The organism is Pseudomonas panipatensis, from assembly GCF_900099785.1.
GTDB lineage: Bacteria > Pseudomonadota > Gammaproteobacteria > Pseudomonadales > Pseudomonadaceae > Pseudomonas > Pseudomonas panipatensis.
Genome location: NZ_FNDS01000008.1, coordinates 87,180 through 106,974, shown reverse-complemented (window position 1 = coordinate 106,974; position 19,795 = coordinate 87,180). Strand labels below are relative to the sequence as shown.

Annotated in this window: 19 protein-coding genes; 13 read left to right on the top strand and 6 right to left on the bottom strand. The window is 66.0% G+C overall.

What is annotated here, in order from left to right; all coding sequences use genetic code 11:
• Positions 1 to 482: 482 nt before the first annotated feature.
• Both BLQ74_RS18875 and desA read right to left on the bottom strand, forming a co-directional pair.
• Positions 483 to 1,454, bottom strand: a complete 972-nt coding sequence (locus tag BLQ74_RS18875) for a GGDEF domain-containing protein (protein WP_090265020.1) — start codon at positions 1,452 to 1,454, stop codon at positions 483 to 485.
• A 127-nt stretch (positions 1,455 to 1,581) separates the two neighbouring features.
• A complete protein-coding gene (desA, locus tag BLQ74_RS18870; RefSeq protein WP_090265018.1) occupies positions 1,582 to 2,763 on the bottom strand; it encodes a delta-9 fatty acid desaturase DesA in 1,182 nt (393 codons plus the stop codon).
• Positions 2,764 to 2,928: 165 nt separating this feature from the next.
• Here desA and BLQ74_RS18865 point away from each other — a divergent pair, with 165 nt between their 5' ends.
• From BLQ74_RS18865 to BLQ74_RS18840, 6 genes are all read left to right on the top strand, one after another.
• Positions 2,929 to 5,211, top strand: a complete 2,283-nt coding sequence (locus BLQ74_RS18865) for a putative bifunctional diguanylate cyclase/phosphodiesterase (protein WP_090265015.1) — start codon at positions 2,929 to 2,931, stop codon at positions 5,209 to 5,211.
• 131 nt (positions 5,212 to 5,342) lie between these two features.
• Positions 5,343 to 5,525 carry a sulfur starvation response protein OscA gene (gene oscA, locus BLQ74_RS18860; protein ID WP_090265013.1) on the top strand — a complete coding sequence of 61 codons (183 nt, stop codon included), beginning with the start codon at positions 5,343 to 5,345 and terminating at the stop codon, positions 5,523 to 5,525.
• Between the two features lie 158 nt (positions 5,526 to 5,683).
• Positions 5,684 to 6,682, top strand: coding sequence for a sulfate ABC transporter substrate-binding protein (locus BLQ74_RS18855; protein ID WP_090265011.1), 999 nt, complete (start codon positions 5,684 to 5,686; stop codon positions 6,680 to 6,682).
• A 126-nt stretch (positions 6,683 to 6,808) separates the two neighbouring features.
• Positions 6,809 to 7,627 (top strand): sulfate ABC transporter permease subunit CysT, encoded by an 819-nt coding sequence (gene cysT / locus BLQ74_RS18850; protein ID WP_090265009.1) that lies wholly within the window; start codon positions 6,809 to 6,811, stop codon positions 7,625 to 7,627.
• Between the two features lie 10 nt (positions 7,628 to 7,637).
• On the top strand, positions 7,638 to 8,510 hold the full coding sequence (gene cysW, locus BLQ74_RS18845) for a sulfate ABC transporter permease subunit CysW (protein ID WP_090265006.1): 873 nt from the start codon (positions 7,638 to 7,640) through the stop codon (positions 8,508 to 8,510).
• Positions 8,511 to 8,520: 10 nt separating this feature from the next.
• Complete coding sequence (locus BLQ74_RS18840) at positions 8,521 to 9,510, top strand: sulfate/molybdate ABC transporter ATP-binding protein (protein WP_090265004.1); 990 nt, start codon at positions 8,521 to 8,523, stop codon at positions 9,508 to 9,510.
• A 46-nt stretch (positions 9,511 to 9,556) separates the two neighbouring features.
• On the opposite strand, the gene BLQ74_RS18835 is transcribed toward BLQ74_RS18840, so the two are convergent.
• Complete coding sequence (locus tag BLQ74_RS18835; protein WP_090265002.1) at positions 9,557 to 10,132, bottom strand: TetR/AcrR family transcriptional regulator; 576 nt, start codon at positions 10,130 to 10,132, stop codon at positions 9,557 to 9,559.
• Between the two features lie 90 nt (positions 10,133 to 10,222).
• Between BLQ74_RS18835 and BLQ74_RS18830 the strand changes: the two genes are divergently transcribed.
• Together BLQ74_RS18830 and BLQ74_RS18825 are read left to right on the top strand one after the other, a co-directional pair.
• Complete coding sequence (locus tag BLQ74_RS18830) at positions 10,223 to 10,954, top strand: SDR family oxidoreductase (RefSeq protein WP_090265000.1); 732 nt, start codon at positions 10,223 to 10,225, stop codon at positions 10,952 to 10,954.
• Positions 10,955 to 11,020: 66 nt separating this feature from the next.
• Positions 11,021 to 11,611 (top strand): 2-hydroxychromene-2-carboxylate isomerase, encoded by a 591-nt coding sequence (locus BLQ74_RS18825; RefSeq protein WP_090264998.1) that lies wholly within the window; start codon positions 11,021 to 11,023, stop codon positions 11,609 to 11,611.
• 19 nt (positions 11,612 to 11,630) lie between these two features.
• On the opposite strand, the gene BLQ74_RS18820 is transcribed toward BLQ74_RS18825, so the two are convergent.
• A complete protein-coding gene (locus BLQ74_RS18820) occupies positions 11,631 to 12,161 on the bottom strand; it encodes an Mpo1 family 2-hydroxy fatty acid dioxygenase (RefSeq protein WP_090264996.1) in 531 nt (176 codons plus the stop codon).
• A 75-nt stretch (positions 12,162 to 12,236) separates the two neighbouring features.
• Here BLQ74_RS18820 and BLQ74_RS18815 point away from each other — a divergent pair, with 75 nt between their 5' ends.
• Positions 12,237 to 12,932, top strand: coding sequence for a Crp/Fnr family transcriptional regulator (locus BLQ74_RS18815; RefSeq protein ID WP_090264994.1), 696 nt, complete (start codon positions 12,237 to 12,239; stop codon positions 12,930 to 12,932).
• A 229-nt stretch (positions 12,933 to 13,161) separates the two neighbouring features.
• Positions 13,162 to 13,929 (top strand): hypothetical protein, encoded by a 768-nt coding sequence (locus BLQ74_RS18810; RefSeq protein ID WP_090264991.1) that lies wholly within the window; start codon positions 13,162 to 13,164, stop codon positions 13,927 to 13,929.
• 36 nt (positions 13,930 to 13,965) lie between these two features.
• On the opposite strand, the gene ppk2 is transcribed toward BLQ74_RS18810, so the two are convergent.
• Complete coding sequence (gene ppk2 / locus BLQ74_RS18805; RefSeq protein WP_090265499.1) at positions 13,966 to 14,847, bottom strand: polyphosphate kinase 2; 882 nt, start codon at positions 14,845 to 14,847, stop codon at positions 13,966 to 13,968.
• 236 nt (positions 14,848 to 15,083) lie between these two features.
• Positions 15,084 to 16,067: a magnesium transporter CorA family protein gene (locus BLQ74_RS18800; protein ID WP_090264989.1), complete on the bottom strand. Its 984-nt coding sequence runs from the start codon at positions 16,065 to 16,067 to the stop codon at positions 15,084 to 15,086.
• 88 nt (positions 16,068 to 16,155) lie between these two features.
• On the opposite strand from BLQ74_RS18800, the gene BLQ74_RS18795 reads away from it, so the two are divergent.
• From BLQ74_RS18795 to BLQ74_RS18785, 3 genes are all read left to right on the top strand, one after another.
• Complete coding sequence (locus tag BLQ74_RS18795) at positions 16,156 to 16,428, top strand: DUF1841 family protein (RefSeq protein ID WP_090264987.1); 273 nt, start codon at positions 16,156 to 16,158, stop codon at positions 16,426 to 16,428.
• Positions 16,429 to 16,489: 61 nt separating this feature from the next.
• Positions 16,490 to 16,726, top strand: coding sequence for a TIGR02647 family protein (locus BLQ74_RS18790; RefSeq protein WP_090264985.1), 237 nt, complete (start codon positions 16,490 to 16,492; stop codon positions 16,724 to 16,726).
• A 147-nt stretch (positions 16,727 to 16,873) separates the two neighbouring features.
• Positions 16,874 to 19,723: a class I adenylate cyclase gene (locus tag BLQ74_RS18785; RefSeq protein ID WP_090264984.1), complete on the top strand. Its 2,850-nt coding sequence runs from the start codon at positions 16,874 to 16,876 to the stop codon at positions 19,721 to 19,723.
• Positions 19,724 to 19,795 lie beyond the last annotated feature (72 nt).

Genomic DNA, 19,795 nt, shown 5'->3' with positions numbered 1-19,795 from the left:
AAGGGCGTAGATCGGTCGGTGTGAAGCGGTCGCGCCCCTATTCGGGGTCGTGGCACGGGCGGGCGAGCAGAACAGGTCTTGCAGGAAGGAATGGCAGCATTGCGGGTACTCGCATCTTGTTCTTGTGGTCGAAGCCAAGGGCTTCGCCACCGGCATCGCAAACTCCAGGCCAACTGAGCAGCCTCGCCCGACACCAGAACTGGCGCGGCTTTCAGCCCGACGCCTGCAATCCCCACACGCTCCCGTCAGCGGAAAGCCGCCTCCCCTGGCGGCTGCGCTGGCGGATACCCGCCATCGATCCCCGAGAAATCCTCGCCTGGCGCCCACGGCCACGCAGAGCCGACGATAAGAGAATCGAATTAAAACAAAAAAGAATTAATAATTAGAAAGTAATGCTTATAAAGAATATAAGAAGACACAGCACACCCTGCCCGGTTCCGAGGCATGCGCGTCGATGATGCTGGAGAGGGGCTTGCCGGCGCTCAGGCCAGTTCGATGCGGTCCTTGCCGTTGCGCTTGGCCTGGTACAGCGCGGCGTCGGCCCGACCGTAGAGGGCGGAGAGGTTTTCGTCGCCCTCCTTGAACAGGGTCAGCCCCTGGCTGACGGTGATGCCGAAGGACTCTTCCCCCTCGTTGAAGCGCAGACGCTGCACCTCGCGCTGCAAGCGCTCACCGATCTGCCGCGCGGTGCCCTGGTCGCAGCCGGGCAGCAGCACGGCGAACTCCTCGCCGCCGACGCGCCCGAACAGGTCGCCGCGACGCAGCGAGACCGACGCGCACTGGGCGAGGCGCTGCAGCACCCGGTCGCCCGCCTGGTGACCGTGCCGATCGTTGATCTTCTTGAAGTCATCGACGTCCAGCAACAGCAAGGCCAGCGGCGTGCCAGCCCGCCGGCAATCGTCGAAGGCCTGCTCGGCGTTATCGAAGAAGTAGCGGCGGTTGCTGCTCTGGGTCAGCACATCGGTGGTGGCGAGACGATGCAGCTCGTTTTCCAGCTGCTTCTTGTCGGTGATGTCTTCGGCGATGCCGACCACCATCAGCGGCAGGCCCGCCTCGCCCTGCTGGCTGATGAAGCACTTGTCGCTCAGCCAGCGCACCTCGCCATCGGCGCGCAGGATGCGGTACTCGCGCTGCTCCACCGCGCCGCGTTCGAGCACTTGCAACAGGCTGCTCTGCGCGTAGTCCAGATCGTCCGGGTAGATCGCGTTGCGCCACTCGCTGAAGTCGGCCAGCAGCAAGGCCGCCGAGCGGCCGAAGATGCGCTCGTACGCCGGGCTGACATAGACCATGCGCTGGGCCTGCCAGTCGAATGCCCAGAGCACCGCATTGACACTGGCCAACAGCGCGCTGAACAGCTGTTCGCGCTGCTTCAGGCGCTCCACTTCGGCGCGGCTGTGCAACAGCGCCAGCAGCGCTTCTTCGTAGTCCTGCGGTGTCTTGCCCTTTTCATCCATGGTCGATCTCCCTTGCCCTGTCGAAGAGGGCTATGACCGCAAAAACAGCGAAGCGCTCAGCGAAAAGACAAAAGCCCGCCAGATGGCGGGCTTTTCGTGACGTTTTCCCCAACGCAGCGGTCCGCGGTCAGACCGCCGGGCGCAGCGAATAGGTCTTGAGCTGCTCGGCGAAGTCGCGCAGCGACTGGATGCCACTGGCTTCGGCTTCGTGGACCCATTGCTTGATGGCGGCGAGCATGTCGTGGCCGTTGGCGCTGGTCTTGACCCAGATCTGCTGCAGGGCCAGGCGCTTCTCGTAGATCACTTGCAAGGCCTGGCTCTGCGCCAGCAGGCTCTGGATGCGCGCCTGCTGTTGCTCTTCCAGCAGGCTGGTTTCGCGCGCGAGCAGGCGCTTGGCACGGTGGAACAGGTGACGTACCGAGGCATCGGCCTTGGCCAGCTCTTGCTTGACCAGCGGCCCGATGACCAGCTTGCGGTACTGCGCCATGATCTGGAAACGATTGTTGAGGATGGCCATGGCGGTATCCATGTCCAGGCTGCCCTTGCCTTCCACCCGATGGGCGATGGGCGCCACGCGGGCGACCCTGGCCAGGCGGAGGAAGCAGAACAGCTTGATCCACGCCCAGCCCATGTCGAACTCCCACTTCTTCACCGACAGCTTGGCCGAGTTCGGGTAGGTATGGTGGTTGTTGTGCAGCTCTTCGCCGCCAATGATGATGCCCCAGGGCACCAGGTTGGTGGCGGCGTCGCGGCATTCGAAGTTGCGGTAGCCGATGGCGTGGCCGAGGCCGTTGATGACGCCGGCGGCCCAGAACGGGATCCACACCATCTGCACCGCCCACACGGTCAGGCCGAGGGCACCGAACAGGGCGATGTCGATGAGCGCCATCAGGGCCACGCCGCCAGTCGGGAAGCGGCTGTAGACATTGCGCTCCAGCCAGTCGTCCGGGCAGTTCTTGCCGTAGATGCGCAGGGTGTCCTGGTTCTTCGCCTCGGCGCGATAGAGTTCGGCGCCTTGCCGGAGAACGGTGCCCAGCCCCTTGTATACCGGGCTGTGCGGGTCCTCGGCGGTTTCGCACTTGGCATGGTGCTTACGGTGGATGGCGGTCCACTCGCGGGTGTTCATCGCCGTGGTCAGCCACAACCAGAAGCGGAAGAAGTGCTGCAGGGCGGGATGCAGTTCGAGGGCGCGATGCGCGGAATAGCGGTGAAGGTAGACCGTCACGCTGACGATGGTGATGTGAGTGAGCACCAGCGTGACAACCAATAACTGCCAGAGCGGCAAGTCAAGGAAACCGTTGTACCACATGAATGATAATGAACCTCGGGGAGGGATGGTCGATGGGCCCGGGAAACAAGGCCAACCTGCATTATCAACAAGCGCAGTGGGAAAACCATCCGGTCTTTTAGATATGAACAGCGGCGAAACGCCATCCTCTATACTGCGCAGCCAATAAATCATCCCCTCACCCCAATGAACCCTCGCCTGAGTGCCCTCCGTATCTGCCTCGCGTACCTGGTTGCCGCCTGTCTCTGGACTGTGCTGAGCGATCAGTTGCTGCAGCTCATCCTCGACGAAAGCGCCCTGATGCCCTGGCTGACCGGCAAGAAATACCTGTTCATCGCCGTGACCAGCCTGCTGCTGTTCCTGCTCCTGAAGCGCCAATTCGGGCACCAGCAGCGCACCTACGCCGCCCTGGAAGAGAGCGAACAGCGTCTCAACCGCGCCCTGGACGCGGTGGAAGACGGCATCTGGGAGTGGGACCTGAGTAACGACCAGGTGTTCTATTCGCCTGGCTACGCCCACCTGATCGGCGTGCCCTACTGCCAGATGGGCACGCAGATCGGCCAGTGGTACGAGCGCCTGCACCCGGATGACCGGGAGAGCACCCTGGCCACCTACCAGGATCATCTGCAGGGCCGCAGCGCGCAGTTCGAATGCACCTATCGCCTGCGCCACAGCGACGGCGGCTACCGTTGGATTCACACGCGCGGCCGAGTCAGCCGCGATGGCCATGGCGAACCGACGCGCATGACCGGCACCAGCCGCGACGTGACCCGCCAGCGCCAGACCGACGACCATCTGCGCCAGGCCGCCGCTGTCTTCGAGGCGACCCAGGAAGGCCTGCTGGTCGCCGACGTGCACGGCAAGATCCTGCACATCAACCCATCGTTCCAGCGCATCACCGGCTACAGCGCCGACGAGGTGCTCGGCCGCAATCCTTCAGTGCTCAAGTCCGGCCTGCAGGACGACGGTTTCTACCAACGCATGTGGCAAGCGCTGAAGTCCGACGGCGTCTGGTGCGGAGAAATCTGGAACCGGCGCAAGAGCGGCGAGGTGTATCCGCAGTGGCAACACATCTGCGCCGTGCATGACGAAAAGGGCAAGCTGACCCACTACGTCGCGGTGTTCTCCGACCTCAGCAGCATCAAACGCTCGCAGCGCGAACTGGACTTCCTCGCCCACCACGACCCGCTCACCGGGCTGCCCAACCGCCTGCTCCTGCTCGAACGCATCGAACAGGCGCTGGCCCGCGGCGAGCGCGACAAGAGCGGCGGCGCGCTGTTGCTGCTCGACCTCGACCACTTCAAGCACATCAACGACAGCCTCGGCCACAGCACCGGCGACCTGCTGGTCAAGGCAGTCGCCGAACGCCTGCGCGGGCTCCTCGACGAGCACAGCTCGCTGGCCCGCCTGGGCGGCGACGAGTTCGCCGTGATCCTCGAAAACCGCCTGCCGCAGCATGTCAGCAGCCTGGCGCAACGCCTGCTGGACGCCATGGATGCGCCCTTCGAGGTCGCCGGCCAGCCGATCTACATCTCCGCCAGCCTCGGCGTCAGCCTCTACCCGGACGACGCCCGCGACGTCGACCACCTGCTGCAGCACGCCGACGCCGCGCTGTTCCAGGCCAAGGCCAGCGGCCGCAGCCTGTACGCCTTCTACACGCCGGAGCTGACCGCCCGCGCGCGCGCCCATGTGCAGGTCGAGGCCGCACTGCGCCAGGCCTTGGAAAACGACGAGCTGCGCGTCTACTACCAGCCGGTGCACGACCTGGCCAGCGGCCGGGTGGTCGGCGTCGAGTCGCTGGTGCGCTGGCAGCACCCGGAGCGCGGCCTGGTGCCGCCTGGCGAGTTCATCCCGGTGGCCGAAGCCTGCGGTCTGATCGCTGCCATCGACACCTGGGTGCTCGATCAGGCCTGCCGGCAGATGCGCGCCTGGCTGGACCAGGGCGTGCTGCTGGAGTTCGTCGCTGTGAACCTGTCCAGCCGGGTGTTCTGCCGCGAGGGTCTGGAAGATCGCGTGGCGCGCGCCCTGCGCGAGAGCGACCTGGCGCCGCAGCACTTGGTGCTGGAAGTCACCGAGAGCGCGATCATGCAGAACGTCGACCAGTCGGTGGCGCTGATGCAGCGCCTGCGCGCGCTGGGGGTGCACCTGGCGATCGACGACTTCGGCACCGGCTACTCCTCGCTGATGCGCCTCAAGCGCATGCCGGTGCAGAAGCTGAAGATCGACCAGGGCTTCGTCGCCGGCCTGCCCGGCGACACCGAGGACGCCGCCATCGCCTGCGCGATCATCGCCCTGGCCCGCAGCATGGGCCTGAAGGTGGTCGCCGAAGGCATCGAGCGCCCCGACCAGGCGGCCTTCCTCCTCAGCCATGCCTGCGATTTCGGCCAGGGCTACTGGTACGGACGCCCGCAGCCAGCCAGCGAATTGCCCTGGTGCGCCACGGCGCAGAACGTCGACGAAAGCGTATAAAACTTCGCGGAATATAAAAATTCTTAAACAGTATTTTTAAGAATATATAGCTCCTGTCTAAGATGCGCTCATACCGCACGAGCCGCCCACCGCCAGGCCGCCGGCGGCTCACTCACAAGGAGCAGAGATCCATGAGCGCAACCCTCCGTAGCCTCGATAGCCAGGACGAAGCCAACATCCTGCGCGAAGTCCAGAGCGCCCTGCGCGGCCTGCGTTTCGGCGCCGTCGAAATCACCGTGCACAACGGCCAAGTGGTGCAGATCGAACGCAAGGAAAAGTTCCGCCTGCAGCAGCCCGCCAGCAAGCAGGCCTGAGCCTGCCGGCAGCCGACTGGAACACCGGAGGATTCGCCTTGACCGCCGCCACAGCCCACCCCCATCGGTATTGCAGTGGTCAGCCGCGAATGCGCGGCTGACACCTTCCTAAGAACAGCTGACGCACAACACTAAGAATTGCCTTTCAGGAGCTGCACATGTCCCTTCGCCGTTTTGCCCTGGCCGCCCTGGCCAGTGCCCTGATCGCCGGCCCCGCGGCCGCCGCCAGCCAACTGCTGAACGTTTCCTACGACCCGACCCGCGAGCTGTACCAGGCGTACAACGCCGCCTTCATCAAGCACTGGAAGGCCCAGGGCGGCGACGACCTGAGCATCCAGCAATCCCACGGCGGCTCGGGCAAACAGGCCCGCGCGGTGATCGACGGCCTCAAGGCCGACGTGGTGACCCTGGCCCTGGCCGGCGACATCGACGAACTGAGCAAGAACGGCAACCTGCTGTCGGCCGACTGGCAAGCACGCCTGCCGGACAACAGCACTCCCTACACCTCGACCATCGTGTTCCTGGTGCGCAAGGGCAACCCCAAGGGCATCAAGGACTGGGCCGACCTGACCAAGCCGGGCGTGGAAGTAGTCACGCCGAACCCGAAGACCTCCGGCGGCGCCCGCTGGAACTTCCTCGCCGCCTGGGCCTGGGCCAAGCACCAGTTCGCTAGCGACGAGAAGGCCGAGGCCTATGTGAAAGAGCTGTACAAACACGTGCCGGTGCTGGATACCGGTGCCCGCGGCTCGACCATCACCTTCGTCAACAACAACATCGGCGACGTGCTGCTGGCCTGGGAGAACGAAGCCTTCCTGGCCAAGAAGGAACAAGGCGGCGAGAACTTCGAAATCGTCGTGCCGTCGATCTCCATCCTCGCCGAGCCGCCCGTGGCGGTGGTCGACAAGGTGGTCGACAAGAAAGGCACGCGCAAGGTCGCCGAGGAATACCTCAAGTACCTGTACAGCGAAGAAGGCCAACGCATCGCCGCGCAGAACTTCTACCGTCCGCGCAACGAGAAGATCGCCGCCGAGTTCGCCCAGCAGTTCCCGAAACTCAATCTGGTGACCATCGACAAGGACTTCGGCGGCTGGAAATCCGCGCAGCCGAAGTTCTTCAACGACGGCGGCATCTTCGACAAGATCTACCAGGCGCAGTAAGGCCTGGGGCGCCCGGCCGCGCGCCGGGCCAGACGCTTCGGGCAGCGCTGCAGCGCTGCCCGGATCGACAACCCCCGCCCCATGGCGGGGGCCCAACGCGTTCCGACGCATGAGAAAGGACAGACAATGTCACGTCGCATCTCCCCGGTCATACCCGGCTTCGGGCTGACTCTGGGCTACACCCTGGTGTATCTCAGCCTGTTGGTGCTGATTCCGCTGGGGGCCATGTTCCTCAAGACCACCCAGCTCAGCTGGGAGCAGTTCTGGACCATCATCAGCGCGCCACGCGTGCTCGCCGCGCTCAAGCTGAGCTTCGGCACCGCGCTGATCGCCGCGGTCATCAACGGTGTGATCGGCACCCTGCTGGCCTGGGTGCTGGTGCGCTACCAGTTCCCCGGCCGCAAGATCATCGATGCGATGATCGACCTGCCCTTCGCCCTGCCCACCGCCGTCGCCGGCATCGCCCTCACCGCGCTCTACGCGCCGGCCGGTCTGGTCGGCCAGTTCGCCACGCAACTGGGCCTGAAGATCGCCTACACGCCCCTGGGCATCACCCTGGCGCTGACCTTCGTGGTCCTGCCCTTCGTGGTGCGTACCGTACAGCCGGTGCTGGCGGACATCCCGCGCGAAGTCGAAGAAGCCGCCGCCTGCCTCGGTGCCAAGCCGCTGCAGGTGTTCCGCCACATCCTCGTGCCGGCCCTGCTGCCGGCCTGGCTGACCGGCTTCGCCCTGGCCTTCGCCCGCGGCGTCGGCGAGTACGGCTCGGTGATCTTCATCGCCGGCAACATGCCGATGAAGACCGAGATCTTGCCGCTGCTGATCATGGTCAAGCTGGACCAGTACGACTACACCGGCGCCACTGCCATCGGCGTGCTCATGCTGGTGGTGGCCTTCGTCCTGCTGTTGCTGATCAACCTGCTGCAACGCCGCATCGAAACCCCGTGAGGAACGCGCCATGACTTCCGCAACGCTTTCCGCCGCGCACGCGGCGAATGCCGCCCGGCGCGGCAACCCCTGGGGCCGCCGCGTGCTGATCGGCCTGGCCTGGCTGGCCTTCGCGCTGTTCCTGCTGCTGCCGCTGTACGTGGTGCTCAGCGAGGCACTGAAGGAGGGCCTGGGCACCTTCTTCGCCGCCATCGTCGAACCGGACGCCCTCGCCGCGCTCAAGCTGACGCTGATCGCGGTGGCCATCTCGGTGCCGCTGAACCTGGTGTTCGGCGTCGCCGCCGCCTGGTGCGTGAGCAAGTTCGAGTTCCCCGGCAAGAGCGTGCTGGTGACCCTGATCGACCTGCCGTTCTCGGTCTCGCCGGTGATCGCCGGCCTGATCTACGTGCTGTTGTTCGGCGCCCAGGGCTACCTCGGGCCCTGGCTGTCGGAGCACGACATCCAGATCGTCTTCGCCGTGCCCGGCATCGTCCTGGCGACCATCTTCGTCACCTTCCCCTTCGTCGCCCGCGAACTGATCCCGCTGATGCAGGAACAGGGCACCCAGGAGGAAGAGGCCGCGCGCCTGCTCGGCGCCAACGGCTGGCAGATGTTCTGGCACGTGACCCTGCCGAACATCAAATGGGGCCTGATCTACGGCGTGGTGCTGTGCACCGCGCGGGCGATGGGGGAGTTCGGCGCGGTGTCGGTGGTTTCCGGGCACATCCGCGGCGTCACCAACACCCTGCCGCTGCACGTCGAGATCCTCTACAACGAATACAACCACGTCGCCGCTTTCAGCGTCGCCACCCTGCTGCTGCTGATGGCCCTGGTCATCCTGCTGCTCAAGCAGTGGAGCGAATCGCGCCTGTCCCGCCTGAAAGCCAACGCTGACGAAGAATGAGAGCCACGCCATGAGCATCGAGATCCGCAACGTCAGCAAGCAGTTCAACGCCTTCAAGGCGCTCAACGAGATCAACCTGGATATCCGCAGCGGCGAACTGGTCGCCCTGCTCGGTCCGTCCGGCTGCGGCAAGACCACCCTGCTGCGCATCATCGCCGGCCTGGAGACCCCGGACACCGGCAACATCGTGTTCCACGGCGAGGACGTCTCGCAGCACGACGTGCGCGACCGCAACGTCGGTTTCGTGTTCCAGCACTACGCGCTGTTCCGCCACATGACGGTGTTCGACAACGTCGCCTTCGGCCTGCGCATGAAACCGAAAAAGGAACGCCCGAGCGAAGCGCGGATCGCCGAAAAGGTCCATGAGCTGCTGAACATGGTGCAGCTCGACTGGCTCGCCGAGCGCTACCCGGAACAGCTCTCCGGCGGCCAGCGCCAGCGCATCGCCCTGGCCCGCGCACTGGCGGTGGAACCGAAGATCCTGCTGCTCGACGAGCCCTTCGGCGCCCTCGACGCCAAAGTCCGCAAGGAACTGCGCCGCTGGCTGGCACGCCTGCACGAAGAGATCAACCTGACGTCCGTGTTCGTCACCCACGACCAGGAAGAAGCGATGGAAGTCGCCGATCGCATCGTGGTGATGAACAAGGGCGTGATCGAGCAGATCGGCTCGCCGGGCGAGGTCTACGAGAACCCGGCGAGCGATTTCGTCTACCACTTCCTCGGCGACTCCAACCGCCTGCACCTGGGTAACGACGAGCACCTGCTGTTCCGCCCGCACGAGGTCTCGCTGTCGCGCCTGGCCGTGGCGCAGCACCGTCCCGCCGAAGTCCGCGATATCCGCCCGCTGGGCGCGATCACGCGGGTCACGCTGAAAGTCGAGGGCCAGGACGAGCTGATCGAAGCCGAAGTGGTCAAGGACCACGACAGCCTGACCGGCCTGGCGCGCGGCGAAACGCTGTACTTCAAGCCCAAGGCCTTCCAGCCGCTGGCCCACCTCTGAGCCCGTCCGGGCGGACGCGCCAACGGCTCGCCCGCCCGCCGCAGGCTTAGCTGGCGGGCGCCGCTTCGTCCAGGTGACGGAGCAGGAACGCAAGGCTGGAGTCGACGATCGCCTGCCGCGTCTCCTCGCTGGCGCTCATGCGCGCCAGCAGCAGCGCACCGACGCACTGGCTGAGCAGCGCCCAGGCCTCCTGGTCGGAGTCCAGCAGTTGCGCCCAGACCCGCTGCAAGGCCAGCAGCGCCTCTTCGGTGCTCTCGCGCACCGCGACATCGGCGCGGGCGATTTCCGCGCCCAGCGCAGGAATCGCGCAGCCGCCTTCGACGTTATCCACATGGGCCTGGCTCAGGTAGCGCTGCAGACAGCGCTGCAGGCGTTCGCGGCTGAAGGTTTCGCTCGCCTTGCCCAAGCGCTCGGCGCTCTGCGTCAGCTCGCGCTGGACGATGGCGGCGAACAGCTCGCCCTTCGATGAGAAGTGATTGTAGAAAGCCCCGCCGGTCAGCCCCACCGCCTTCATCAGCGCATCCACCCCGACACTGGAAAAGCCATCGCGCTTGGCAATGGCGCCGCTGCTATCGAGCAGGCGCTGGCGGGTTTCTTCCTTGTGGCTGGCGGAATAACGCATGACGGGGCTCCGGGGAGTCGGCTTGACGGACCGCGCAAGCGTAGCATAACGTTCGTTTATCTAACGATCGTTTACCAAAGAGAACAGCCCATGAACAACGATAAGAAAGTGGTACTGGTGATCGGCGCCGGCGACGCCACCGGCGGCGCCATCGCCCGCCGTTTCGCCCGCGAAGGTTACGTGGCCTGCGTGACCCGGCGCTCGGCGGACAAGCTGCAACCGCTGGTGGACGCGATCCGCGCCGAAGGCGGCGAGGCCCATGGCTTCGCATCCGACGCGCGCAAGGAAGAGCAGGTGCAAGAGCTGGTCGAGACCATCGAGCGCGACATCGGGCCGATCGAAGCCTTCGTCTTCAACATCGGCGCCAACGTGCCCTGCAGCATCCTCGACGAGACCGCGCGCAAGTACTTCAAGATCTGGGAAATGGCCTGTTTCTCCGGCTTCCTCAGCGCTCAGGCGGTGGCCAGGCGCATGGTCCGGCGCCAGCGCGGCACGCTGCTGTTCACCGGAGCCACCGCCGGCCTGCGCGGCGCCGCCGGTTTCGCCGCCTTCGCCGGAGCCAAGCACGGCATTCGCGCACTGGCGCAGAGCATGGCGCGCGAACTGGGCCCGCTGGGATTGCACGTGGCCCATGTGGTGGTGGATGGCGCCATCGACACCGACTTCATCCGCGAGAGCTTCCCGGAAAAGTACGCACTCAAAGACCAGGACGGCATCCTTTCCCCCGAGCACATCGCCGACAACTACTGGTACCTGCACAGCCAGCCGCGCGATGCCTGGACCTTCGAACTGGACCTGCGCCCCTGGATCGAACGCTGGTAAGCACCCGTTCACGGAGCCGCGCGCCGGCTTCGCGGCACTCAAACAACAAAACAGAGAAGCATCGAGATGAGCAAAAGCGTCGACTTCTACTTCGATCTGGGCAGCCCCACCAGCTACCTGGCCTTCACTCAGTTGCCAGCGATCTGCGCCGCGGCCGGCGCCACCCTGAACTATCGCCCGGTACTGCTCGGCGGGGTCTTCCAGGCCACCGGCAACACCTCGCCGATCGCGGTTCCGGCCAAGGGCCGCTACACCCTGATCGACATGCAGCGCTTCGCCAGGCGCTATGGCGTGGCGCTGCAGATGAATCCGTTCTTTCCGATCAACACCCTGCTCCTGATGCGCGCCGCCACCGCTCTGCAGGCACGCCAGCCGGCGCGCTTCGAGGCCTACCTGACGGCGATGTTCCGCGCCCTCTGGGTCGAGGCGAAGAACCTCGGCGATCCAGCGGTGCTCGCCGCCAGCCTGGCCGAGGCCGGCTTCGATGCCCAGGCGCTGCTGGCGCTGGCCAATGAGCAGGCAGTGAAAGACCTGCTCAAGGCCAACACCGAGGCGGCAGTGCAGCGCGGTATGTTCGGCGCACCGACGATGTTCGTTGGCGAGGCAATGTTCTTCGGCCAGGATCGCCTGGACTTCGTCCGCGAAGCCCTCGCCTGACCCGCCGCGCGCCGGGCGATCAGTGCAGGTTGGCGGTCGGCCGCTGGCGAATGCAGGTCGGCCCGGCGCGCTCTTCCACCGCGTGGCGCACCTCGTCGCGCAGGCCGAGCAGGAAGGCCGCCTCGGCGACGACGAACAACGGGCCGACCAGCAGCCCCACCAGGTCATCGACGAAGGCTGGCTTGCGGCCCTCGTACCAGTGGCCGATGAACTGGATGATCCAGCCAACCACGAAGAGCGCGATCCCCGAGGCCAGCCAGGTGCCGGTGGAACCGCCGGCCAGCGCGGCGCCGGCCCATAGCGACAGCGCCAGCAGCAGTCCCATGAGCAGGCCGAAACGGCGGTCCAGGCGCAGGTAAAAGACAGTCGCGGCCAGCGCCAGCAGGGTCGCCGGCGCCAGCAGCAGGCCGGCGAATTCGATGCCCGGGCGCGACAGCAGCACGGCGATGGACAGGACGATCATCGGGATACCGATGAAATGACTGACGATGTTGCGCCGGTCGCGATGGTAGGCAGCGTATTGGGCAAGGTGATCGACGAGCGTTTTCATTATTGTTCTCCGGCAAGGTGCTGGCATCATGGGTGTACGTGCTGCCTTCATACTGTCAATTAGCCGACAAAGCCCATGTCCGATAGCGCCGCCTGTCTGCAACGGATTTCCTCCGGCCGCTGGTTCCAGAGTCTGCCCACCGAGCTGCGCGACGCCCTCGGACGCAGCGCCCAGGTGCGCCGCCTGCCGGCCGGTCAGCGCCTGTTCGCCCGGGGTGACGCGCCGTGCGGCCTGTACTGCGTGGTCGAGGGACGGATGCGCGTCGGCGCGGTCGCCGCCAGCGGCAAGGAGGCCCTGCTGGCGCTGGTCGAGGCGCCCAACTGGTTCGGCGAGATCAGCCTGTTCGACGGCCAGCCGCGTACCCACGATGCCTTCGCGGAAAAACCCACCACGCTGCTGCAAGTGCCCATGGGCGCACTACAGTCGCTGCTGGCGCGACACCCGGAATACTGGCGCGACTTCGCCCTGCTGATGAGCCACAAACTGCGCATGGCCTTCGCCATGCTCGAAGAGCAGGCCCTGCTGCCCGCCGCGCCGCGCCTGGCCCGGCGCCTGTTGATGCTGGCCGGGGGCTACGGCGCCGGCGATGCCTGCCAGCGCAGTCTGCAGCTGCCACAAGAGCAACTGGCGGCAATGCTGGCGCTGTCGCGACAGACCACCAACCACATCCTCAAGGAGCTGGAAGCCCGCGGCATCCTGCGCCTGAGCTACGGCGGCATCGAGATCCTCGACTACCCGGGTCTTTGCGACGCCGCCCAGGCCGGCGACTGACGCGCGGATATTCACTCTTTCGGATGGTTGCAGCCGCGCCGATCGGCGCTACCTTTGCCTGGCTCCGCAATCCCGGGAGCCGGGCGCCTGGCACGATGGCGCCCGCGTACGGGCTCTCCATCGCAGGAGCCCGACCGGCCAGGCACGGCCGGGGCTGTCCGCGACCACAGGCATGCCCGGCCAGCGGGCATGTTCGGCGGCCAACAAGAACAACAGGGAAACTCCCGCCATGAAGCGCACATCCGTACTGCTGTATGCGTTCCTTTGCTGTTTCGCCCTCCTCCCGCCCCACGCGCGGGCCAATCTGCCCACCGAGGAATTGCAGTTGCAGACCATGCAGGTCTACGCCTGCCGCGTCCTCGACAGCCTCATGCTGCTGCGCGGCGAAGGCTTCCAGGAGGGCCATGCCAGTCAGTTGAAGAACGACCTCGCCACCCTCGACAACGCGGTCAAAGGCTACGCCAAAGCCGACGACGGGCTGAAAAATGCCTACCAGGAACTGCTCACCCGCGTCCGCAACGGCGCCGCCTACGGGCCTAAGGAAGACGATCTGCCCTGGACCTATGCCAAGGACCTCAGCCGCGCCCTGCGCGACTTCCTCGGCCAGGTCGAACGCTTCGTTCCGCCAGCGACCAAGCCCGGTGAACTGCCGTTATGGCAATTGCCGGTACGCGTCGAATACCTCTCTGCGCAGTACCTCGGCCGGGCGTACCTCGGCGGCCTGGAGATCGCCCGCGAGCAGCCCCAGGCCTACCTCGGCCAGGACGAAAGCACCCTGCTGCCGCTGCTCGACCAAAGGATCGCCCAACTGCCCCAGGACGAGGCGGGCAAGAAGCTGCAGGTGCGCTGGAAGTACCTGAGCCAGGCATTGCAGGACATGAACAGCCGCAGCAACGCCCTGGTCAGCGTGTCCGGCCGCCCCTGGGCGCCGATCATCGTCGAACGCCACTCCCGCGAACTGGCCAGCCAACTGATGCAGCTCAGCCAGGCACAGTGAACCCGGCCCGCCGGGCAGCTCCCGGCGGGCACGTCGTCAAGCGGGTACCGCGGCAGGTCGGGTGTCGATCTGCCGGGCCATCTCCTCCGGCCCCTCCAGACGGGCGGCGCGTCCGACCAGCCGGACGTCCGGCGCCGAAGCGACCTTGCTGTCCTTGTCCGGGTAATCCAGTTCGTGAAGGAAGTGACGGATGCAGTTCAGCCGCGCGCGCTTCTTGTCGTCCGACTTCACCACCATCCAGGGCGCATCGGCGGTGTCGGTATGGAAGAACATCGCCTCCTTGGCCTGGGTGTAATCGTCCCACTTGTCCAGCGACTGGATGTCGATGGGTGACAGCTTCCAGTGCTTGAGCGGGTCATCGCGGCGCGAGACGAAACGCCGCAGTTGCTCCTCGCGGCTGACCGAGAACCAGAACTTGAACAGACGGATGCCGTTGCGCACCAGCATGCGCTCCAGCTCCGGCGCCTGTTGCATGAACTCCAGGTATTCGCGCGGACTGCAGAAGCCCATCACTCGCTCGACGCCAGCGCGGTTGTACCAGGAGCGGTCGAAGAAGACGATTTCCCCGGCCGTCGGCAGGTGCTGGATGTAGCGCTGGAAATACCACTGGCCACGCTCCGCGTCGCTCGGTTTCTCCAGGGCCACGACCCGCGCGCCACGCGGATTGAGATGCTCCATGAAGCGCTTGATGGTGCCGCCCTTGCCGGCCGCGTCGCGGCCCTCGAACAGCACCACGATGCGCTGCCCGGTCTCCTTGACCCAGTTCTGCACCTTGAGCAGTTCGACCTGCAGTTCGGCCTTGTGGCTTTCGTACTCCCTGCGCTGCAGGCGGGTCCGGTAGGGATAGCTGGCCGGCAGCGCGGCCGCGGTGGAGTCCTCGCTGCTGCCGTGGGGCGCCAGCGCCACCTTGGTGGCCACGGGTCCCTTGCTCTGTGCGCGGATTTGTTTGCCGCCCGGGGTGGGCGGAACCGGACTCGCCACCTCGGCGGCCGGGGTATTGCGCTGATCCGCGGTGTCTTCGCCGACATCGCGGACATTATCGGTACGCTCGAATGGCGCCATGGTCTCCTCCCATTGAGACGTGGATATACCGTCACTCTAGGCCGGCGCAGAAGGCCCTGCCGTTGACCGGCATCAAAGCGCCGACGCGGCCGCTACAGCCAACCGCGATACTTGAACCAGAGGTAGGGCAGGATCGCCGAAATCACCATCATCACCAGCGCCATCGGGTAACCCGCCGTCCAGGCCAGCTCGGGCATGTGGGTGAAGTTCATGCCATACACGGTGCCGACCAGGGTCGGCGGCAGGAACAGCACGGCGGCGATGGAAAAGACCTTGATGATGCTGTTCTGCTCGATGTTGATCAGCCCGAGGGTGGCGTCGAGCAGGAAGGTGATCTCGTTGGACATCTTCGTCAGGTACTCGCCCAGCGAACGCACGTCGCGCTCCACCGACTTCATGCCCAGCTTGGCCTCGTCGCTGACCCAGGCGTTACCGTTGCCGCCCTGGCGGAAATAGGCTAGCGGCCGGCTGACACTGAGCAGGCTCTCGTTGAGCTTGGACAGCAGCGAGTTGCTGCGCCCGAGGTGTTTGACGATCTGCTGCAGGTCGGCCTTCGGCACCTTGGCGCCGGACGTGCCCTGCTCGGTGAAGATATCGCGCGACAGCGCGTCCAGTTGCCCCTGCACCGACTCCAGCACGTCGGCGATGCGATCCACCACGCAGTCCATCAGGCTGACGAACAACTGGTCGGCGGCGCGCTTGCAGCCACCGCGCGCCACGCGCGTCTCGAAAGTGCGGAAGGACAGCAGATCGGCGTAGCGCACCGTCACCAGCCACTGCGGGGTTAGCACACAGGTGACTTCAGCGGTGCTCGGCCGGTGCTCGCGGATACCGCTGACCACCGAGGTGGTCATGTAGAGCGCGCCGTTGCTCTCGTAGAAACGCGACGAGTCCTCGATCTCGGCCATCTCCTCGCGGGTCGGTACATCGACCGCGATGAACGACTCCAGCAGGCGCTCCTCATCGGCGCTGGGGTGCAGCAGGTCGATCCACAGGGTGCCGGCGGGCATGGCACCGCTGGCGTCGCCTGCGTGCCGCTCCAGGCGGTCGCCTACCAGGGTGTAATAGGTGATCATGTCGCTCACGAGTCCTTTGCGGCCCAATCGATCGCCGCAGGTTGGACAACTTCCACCGCCCAGACAAGCCCGCGCGGAGCAATAGAGAATGAACGAACACGACGATGGCGAAGAATCCTTCGCCGAAGAAACCCTGATCCAGGCCATCGAAAACCAGATCGAAAGCGAATCCCCGGCCGCCGCCCGCGCGGTATTCAACAAGCTGACCCTGGTCGGCTACGAGCGCGAAGAGGCGCTGCACCTCATGGCCCTGGTGCTGGCCCATGAAATCCAGGCGATGCTGCGCGACGAGCGCCCCTTCGACGGCGCCTGGTACGAACAGGCCCTGCGCGCGCTGCCGGAACTGCCGGGCGAGGAATGAGCTTGCCGGCGGGGCCGCGGTTGTGGCTACACTGAGGCGACATCGTCCCCGAGGAGTCGCCATGGCATTCACCCATGAGCTGGTAGCGGAACTTGAACTGCTCGCCCTGTACGACCTGGAAAACACCCAGGCGGGCCTGAAAATCCACAATGACGCGTCAACGGAAGCCGTGGCGGCCGCTCAACGCCTCCACGCCAAAGGCCTGATCGACCAGCCCGACGGCGGCTATCTGACCAGCCTCGGCCTGGACGCCGCCGAGCATGCCCAGGTGTTGCTGAACATCCTCAAGACCGCCTGAGCCCACCCCTGCCGGCGAGCAGCCCAGCCCCAGCGCGGCTGCTCGCGGGTTCTTAAAGACACTGGCGCCGCGGACGATATAGAGTCCGACTTCCGGCGTCGTACCGCGACAGTCATCACGACGCCCCTCCCCTGATCGCGGCAGGCCATGACCCTCAACTCCGAGATTCGCCCGGACATCGACGACGGTATCGACCGCAAGGTGCTGGCGCGGCTGCGCAAGCGCTTCCTGGCGGTCAACCAGGGCCGCCTGCAACGCGCCATGGAAGCCCTGTCGAGCCGCCAGCAACTGGTGTTGCGCCTGCTGCCGCTGCTGCTCGACGTCAATCACCCGCTGCTCCCCGGCTATGTCTCCGCCGCCACGCCCGCCGGCCTGAGCGGCTTCATCCCGGACGACGAACTGCTCGCCGAGGTCCAGCGGCTGACCCGCTCCTTCAGCTACAAACCGCGCCGCGGCAACGCCGACCTGCCGATCCACGGCCTGTTCCTGATGGGTAGCCCGGGCACGCTGGCCCAGGCCGAGCAAAGCGATCTCGACCTCTGGGTCTGCCACGCCAGCGAGCTGACCGCCAGCGCGGTCGCCGAACTCCGCCGCAAATGCGACCTGCTCGAACAGTGGGCGGCCACCCAGGGCACCGAGGTGCACTGCTTCCTCATCGAGCCGCAGGGTTTCGTCGCCGGCGCACGCAACGCGCAACTGACCTCCGACGACTGCGGCACCAGCCAGCACTACCTGCTGCTCGACGAGTTCTACCGCACGGCGATCTGGCTCGGCGGACGCACTCCGCTATGGTGGCTGGTGCCGGTCTACGAGGAAGGCCGCTACGCCGAATACGTCGACACCCTGCTGCGCAAGCGTTTCATCCGCGCCGACGAGGTGCTCGACCTCGGCAATCTGGCACGCATTCCGCCGGGCGAGTTCATCGGCTCGGGCATGTGGCAATTGTTCAAGGGCATTTCCTCGCCCTACAAATCGGTCCTCAAGCTGCTGCTCAGCGAGGTCTACGCCAGCGAGCACCCGCAGGTGGCCTGCCTCAGCCTGCGCTTCAAGGCAGAGGTCTACGCCGGGCGCCTGGCGCTGGATGAACTGGACCCTTACCTCATGCTCTACCGACGCCTGGAGGAATACCTGGTCGCGCGCGGCGAGCAAGAGCGCCTGGAACTGGTGCGCCGTTGCCTGTACCTGAAGGTCGGCAAGAAACTCAGCCGCGCCCCGCGCCAGGGCCGCAAGAGCTGGCAACGACTGCTGATGGAGCGCCTCAGCGGCGAGTGGGGCTGGGATAACCGCGTCCTCGGCCTGCTCGACGCGCGCAGTCAGTGGAAGGTCCGCCAGGTGACCCAGGAGCGCCGCGCCCTGGTCAACGAACTGACCTACAGCTACCGTTTCCTGTCGCAGTTCGCTCGCCTGCAGCAAGCCGCTAGCGGCATCAATCCACGCGACCTGGGCGTGCTCGGGCGCCGCCTCTACGCGGCCTTCGAGCGCAAGGCCGGCAAGGTCGAATTCATAAATCCGGGGATCGCACCGGATCTCGGCGAAGATATCCTCACCCTCGCCCAGTTACCTGTCGCCGAAGGCGCTGGCGCGACCTCCTGGGCACTGTTCGGCGGCAACCTGTCGGCGGCGGAAATGCCCGACTATGCGCCGCTCAAGCGCGCCCGCGAGCTGATGGAACTGCTCGCCTGGAGCCACCGCAACGGCGTGATCGACGCCAGCACCCGGCTGTCGCTGCAACCCGGCGCCAGCGACCTCAACGACTATGAACTGCTGAACCTGCTCGGCAGCCTGCAGCAAGCCATTCCCATGCCCCTGGCGGACGTGTCGGAGCAGGCGCTGCTGCGCCCCAGCGTGCCGTCCAGCGTGCTGATGCTGGTCAACGTCGGCCTCGACCCCCTGCGCCAGCACAGTCAGGCGAACCTGCACATGACCACGGCGCGCACCGACTCCCTCGGCTATTCCGGGGTACGCGACAACCTGGTGCTGAGCCTCGATCAGATCAGCCTGAACAGCTGGAACGAAATCATGGTCAGTCGCTACGCCGGCCCCGCCGCGCTGCTCGACTGCCTGCGCGACTTCTTCAACGCCCTGCCCGCCGGCAGCGCGCCGCCGCGCCTGCTGGTGCGCTGCTTCTGCCGCAACCGTGCGGCGGCCATCGCGCAGCGCGTCGAAGAGCTGTTCCGCGATGCCTATGCGCAACTGGCCAGCGGCCGTGGTGGGCGCTACCTGCTGCAGATCCGCCAGCAATATCACCTGCTGCGCCTGGCCCCCGGCAACGTCAGCCACCAGGCCCTCGACGACCTGCCGGCGCTGCTCGAACACCTCGGCGAGCCGCAGCCGGGATACAGCCCGCTGTACCTCGACCGCCACGCCCTGGAGGGCGAAGACCTGGCACTGATCCTGCCGCTCGGCCGTCCCGGCTGCATCCAGGTGTTCTATCGCCTCGACGAGGGCCAGGCCGATCTGTACGTGCTCGACGAACGCAACTCGCTGTGGGCGCGGCGCCAGCCCTGCGACAACGAGCAAGCGCTGCTGGTGCCGCTGCAGCGTTTCCTCCAGGCCATGCTCTACCGCCGCGCCGCGCATTTACCGCTGGGCGACGCGCAGGCCCAGCCGGGCCTGGAAATCCTCTATTACGAGCTGCTGCCAAGCGGCCGCCAGCGCGCCCAGCGCGTGGAGCGCCGCCAGTCCCCGCAGGTGGAACAAACGCAGCCGTACTACAACGTGCAGGCGATCATCGAGCCCGGCGATGGCCAGCGTCCGCGCACCACGCTTTACTGCAACCACCGCGAATTCTCCGAGCTGGACTATGCCGGCGAGCTGTTCCAGGCAGTGGCCCGGCACATCCTCGCGCAACGCCGGGGGCAGGAACGCTACCCGTGCTACATCACCGACCTGGACCTGTCGGCGGTCACCGCGGAAAGTACCCTGCAGAGCATCCACTTCCTACGCTATAAGCAGCGTCTGGAAAGCGCACTGAATCGCGCCCTGGCCAATGCCTGACGGCGGTGATCGGGAAACCGGGAAAGCGGGGGGAGGGAAAGACCGGGCGCGCCGCCGTCATCGGCGGCGCGG

Coding starts and splice junctions, on each gene's coding strand:
- BLQ74_RS18800 (WP_090264989.1), bottom strand. CDS start 16,067: ATGATCACCTATTACACCCTGGTAGGCGACCGCCTGGAGCGGCACGCA.
- BLQ74_RS18795 (WP_090264987.1), top strand. CDS start 16,156: ATGAACGAACACGACGATGGCGAAGAATCCTTCGCCGAAGAAACCCTG.
- BLQ74_RS18830 (WP_090265000.1), top strand. CDS start 10,223: ATGAACAACGATAAGAAAGTGGTACTGGTGATCGGCGCCGGCGACGCC.
- BLQ74_RS18810 (WP_090264991.1), top strand. CDS start 13,162: ATGAAGCGCACATCCGTACTGCTGTATGCGTTCCTTTGCTGTTTCGCC.
- BLQ74_RS18815 (WP_090264994.1), top strand. CDS start 12,237: ATGTCCGATAGCGCCGCCTGTCTGCAACGGATTTCCTCCGGCCGCTGG.
- oscA (WP_090265013.1), top strand. CDS start 5,343: ATGAGCGCAACCCTCCGTAGCCTCGATAGCCAGGACGAAGCCAACATC.
- cysW (WP_090265006.1), top strand. CDS start 7,638: ATGACTTCCGCAACGCTTTCCGCCGCGCACGCGGCGAATGCCGCCCGG.
- BLQ74_RS18875 (WP_090265020.1), bottom strand. CDS start 1,454: ATGGATGAAAAGGGCAAGACACCGCAGGACTACGAAGAAGCGCTGCTG.
- BLQ74_RS18790 (WP_090264985.1), top strand. CDS start 16,490: ATGGCATTCACCCATGAGCTGGTAGCGGAACTTGAACTGCTCGCCCTG.
- BLQ74_RS18865 (WP_090265015.1), top strand. CDS start 2,929: ATGAACCCTCGCCTGAGTGCCCTCCGTATCTGCCTCGCGTACCTGGTT.
- BLQ74_RS18825 (WP_090264998.1), top strand. CDS start 11,021: ATGAGCAAAAGCGTCGACTTCTACTTCGATCTGGGCAGCCCCACCAGC.
- desA (WP_090265018.1), bottom strand. CDS start 2,763: ATGTGGTACAACGGTTTCCTTGACTTGCCGCTCTGGCAGTTATTGGTT.
- BLQ74_RS18820 (WP_090264996.1), bottom strand. CDS start 12,161: ATGAAAACGCTCGTCGATCACCTTGCCCAATACGCTGCCTACCATCGC.
- BLQ74_RS18785 (WP_090264984.1), top strand. CDS start 16,874: ATGACCCTCAACTCCGAGATTCGCCCGGACATCGACGACGGTATCGAC.
- cysT (WP_090265009.1), top strand. CDS start 6,809: ATGTCACGTCGCATCTCCCCGGTCATACCCGGCTTCGGGCTGACTCTG.
- BLQ74_RS18855 (WP_090265011.1), top strand. CDS start 5,684: ATGTCCCTTCGCCGTTTTGCCCTGGCCGCCCTGGCCAGTGCCCTGATC.
- BLQ74_RS18835 (WP_090265002.1), bottom strand. CDS start 10,132: ATGCGTTATTCCGCCAGCCACAAGGAAGAAACCCGCCAGCGCCTGCTC.
- BLQ74_RS18840 (WP_090265004.1), top strand. CDS start 8,521: ATGAGCATCGAGATCCGCAACGTCAGCAAGCAGTTCAACGCCTTCAAG.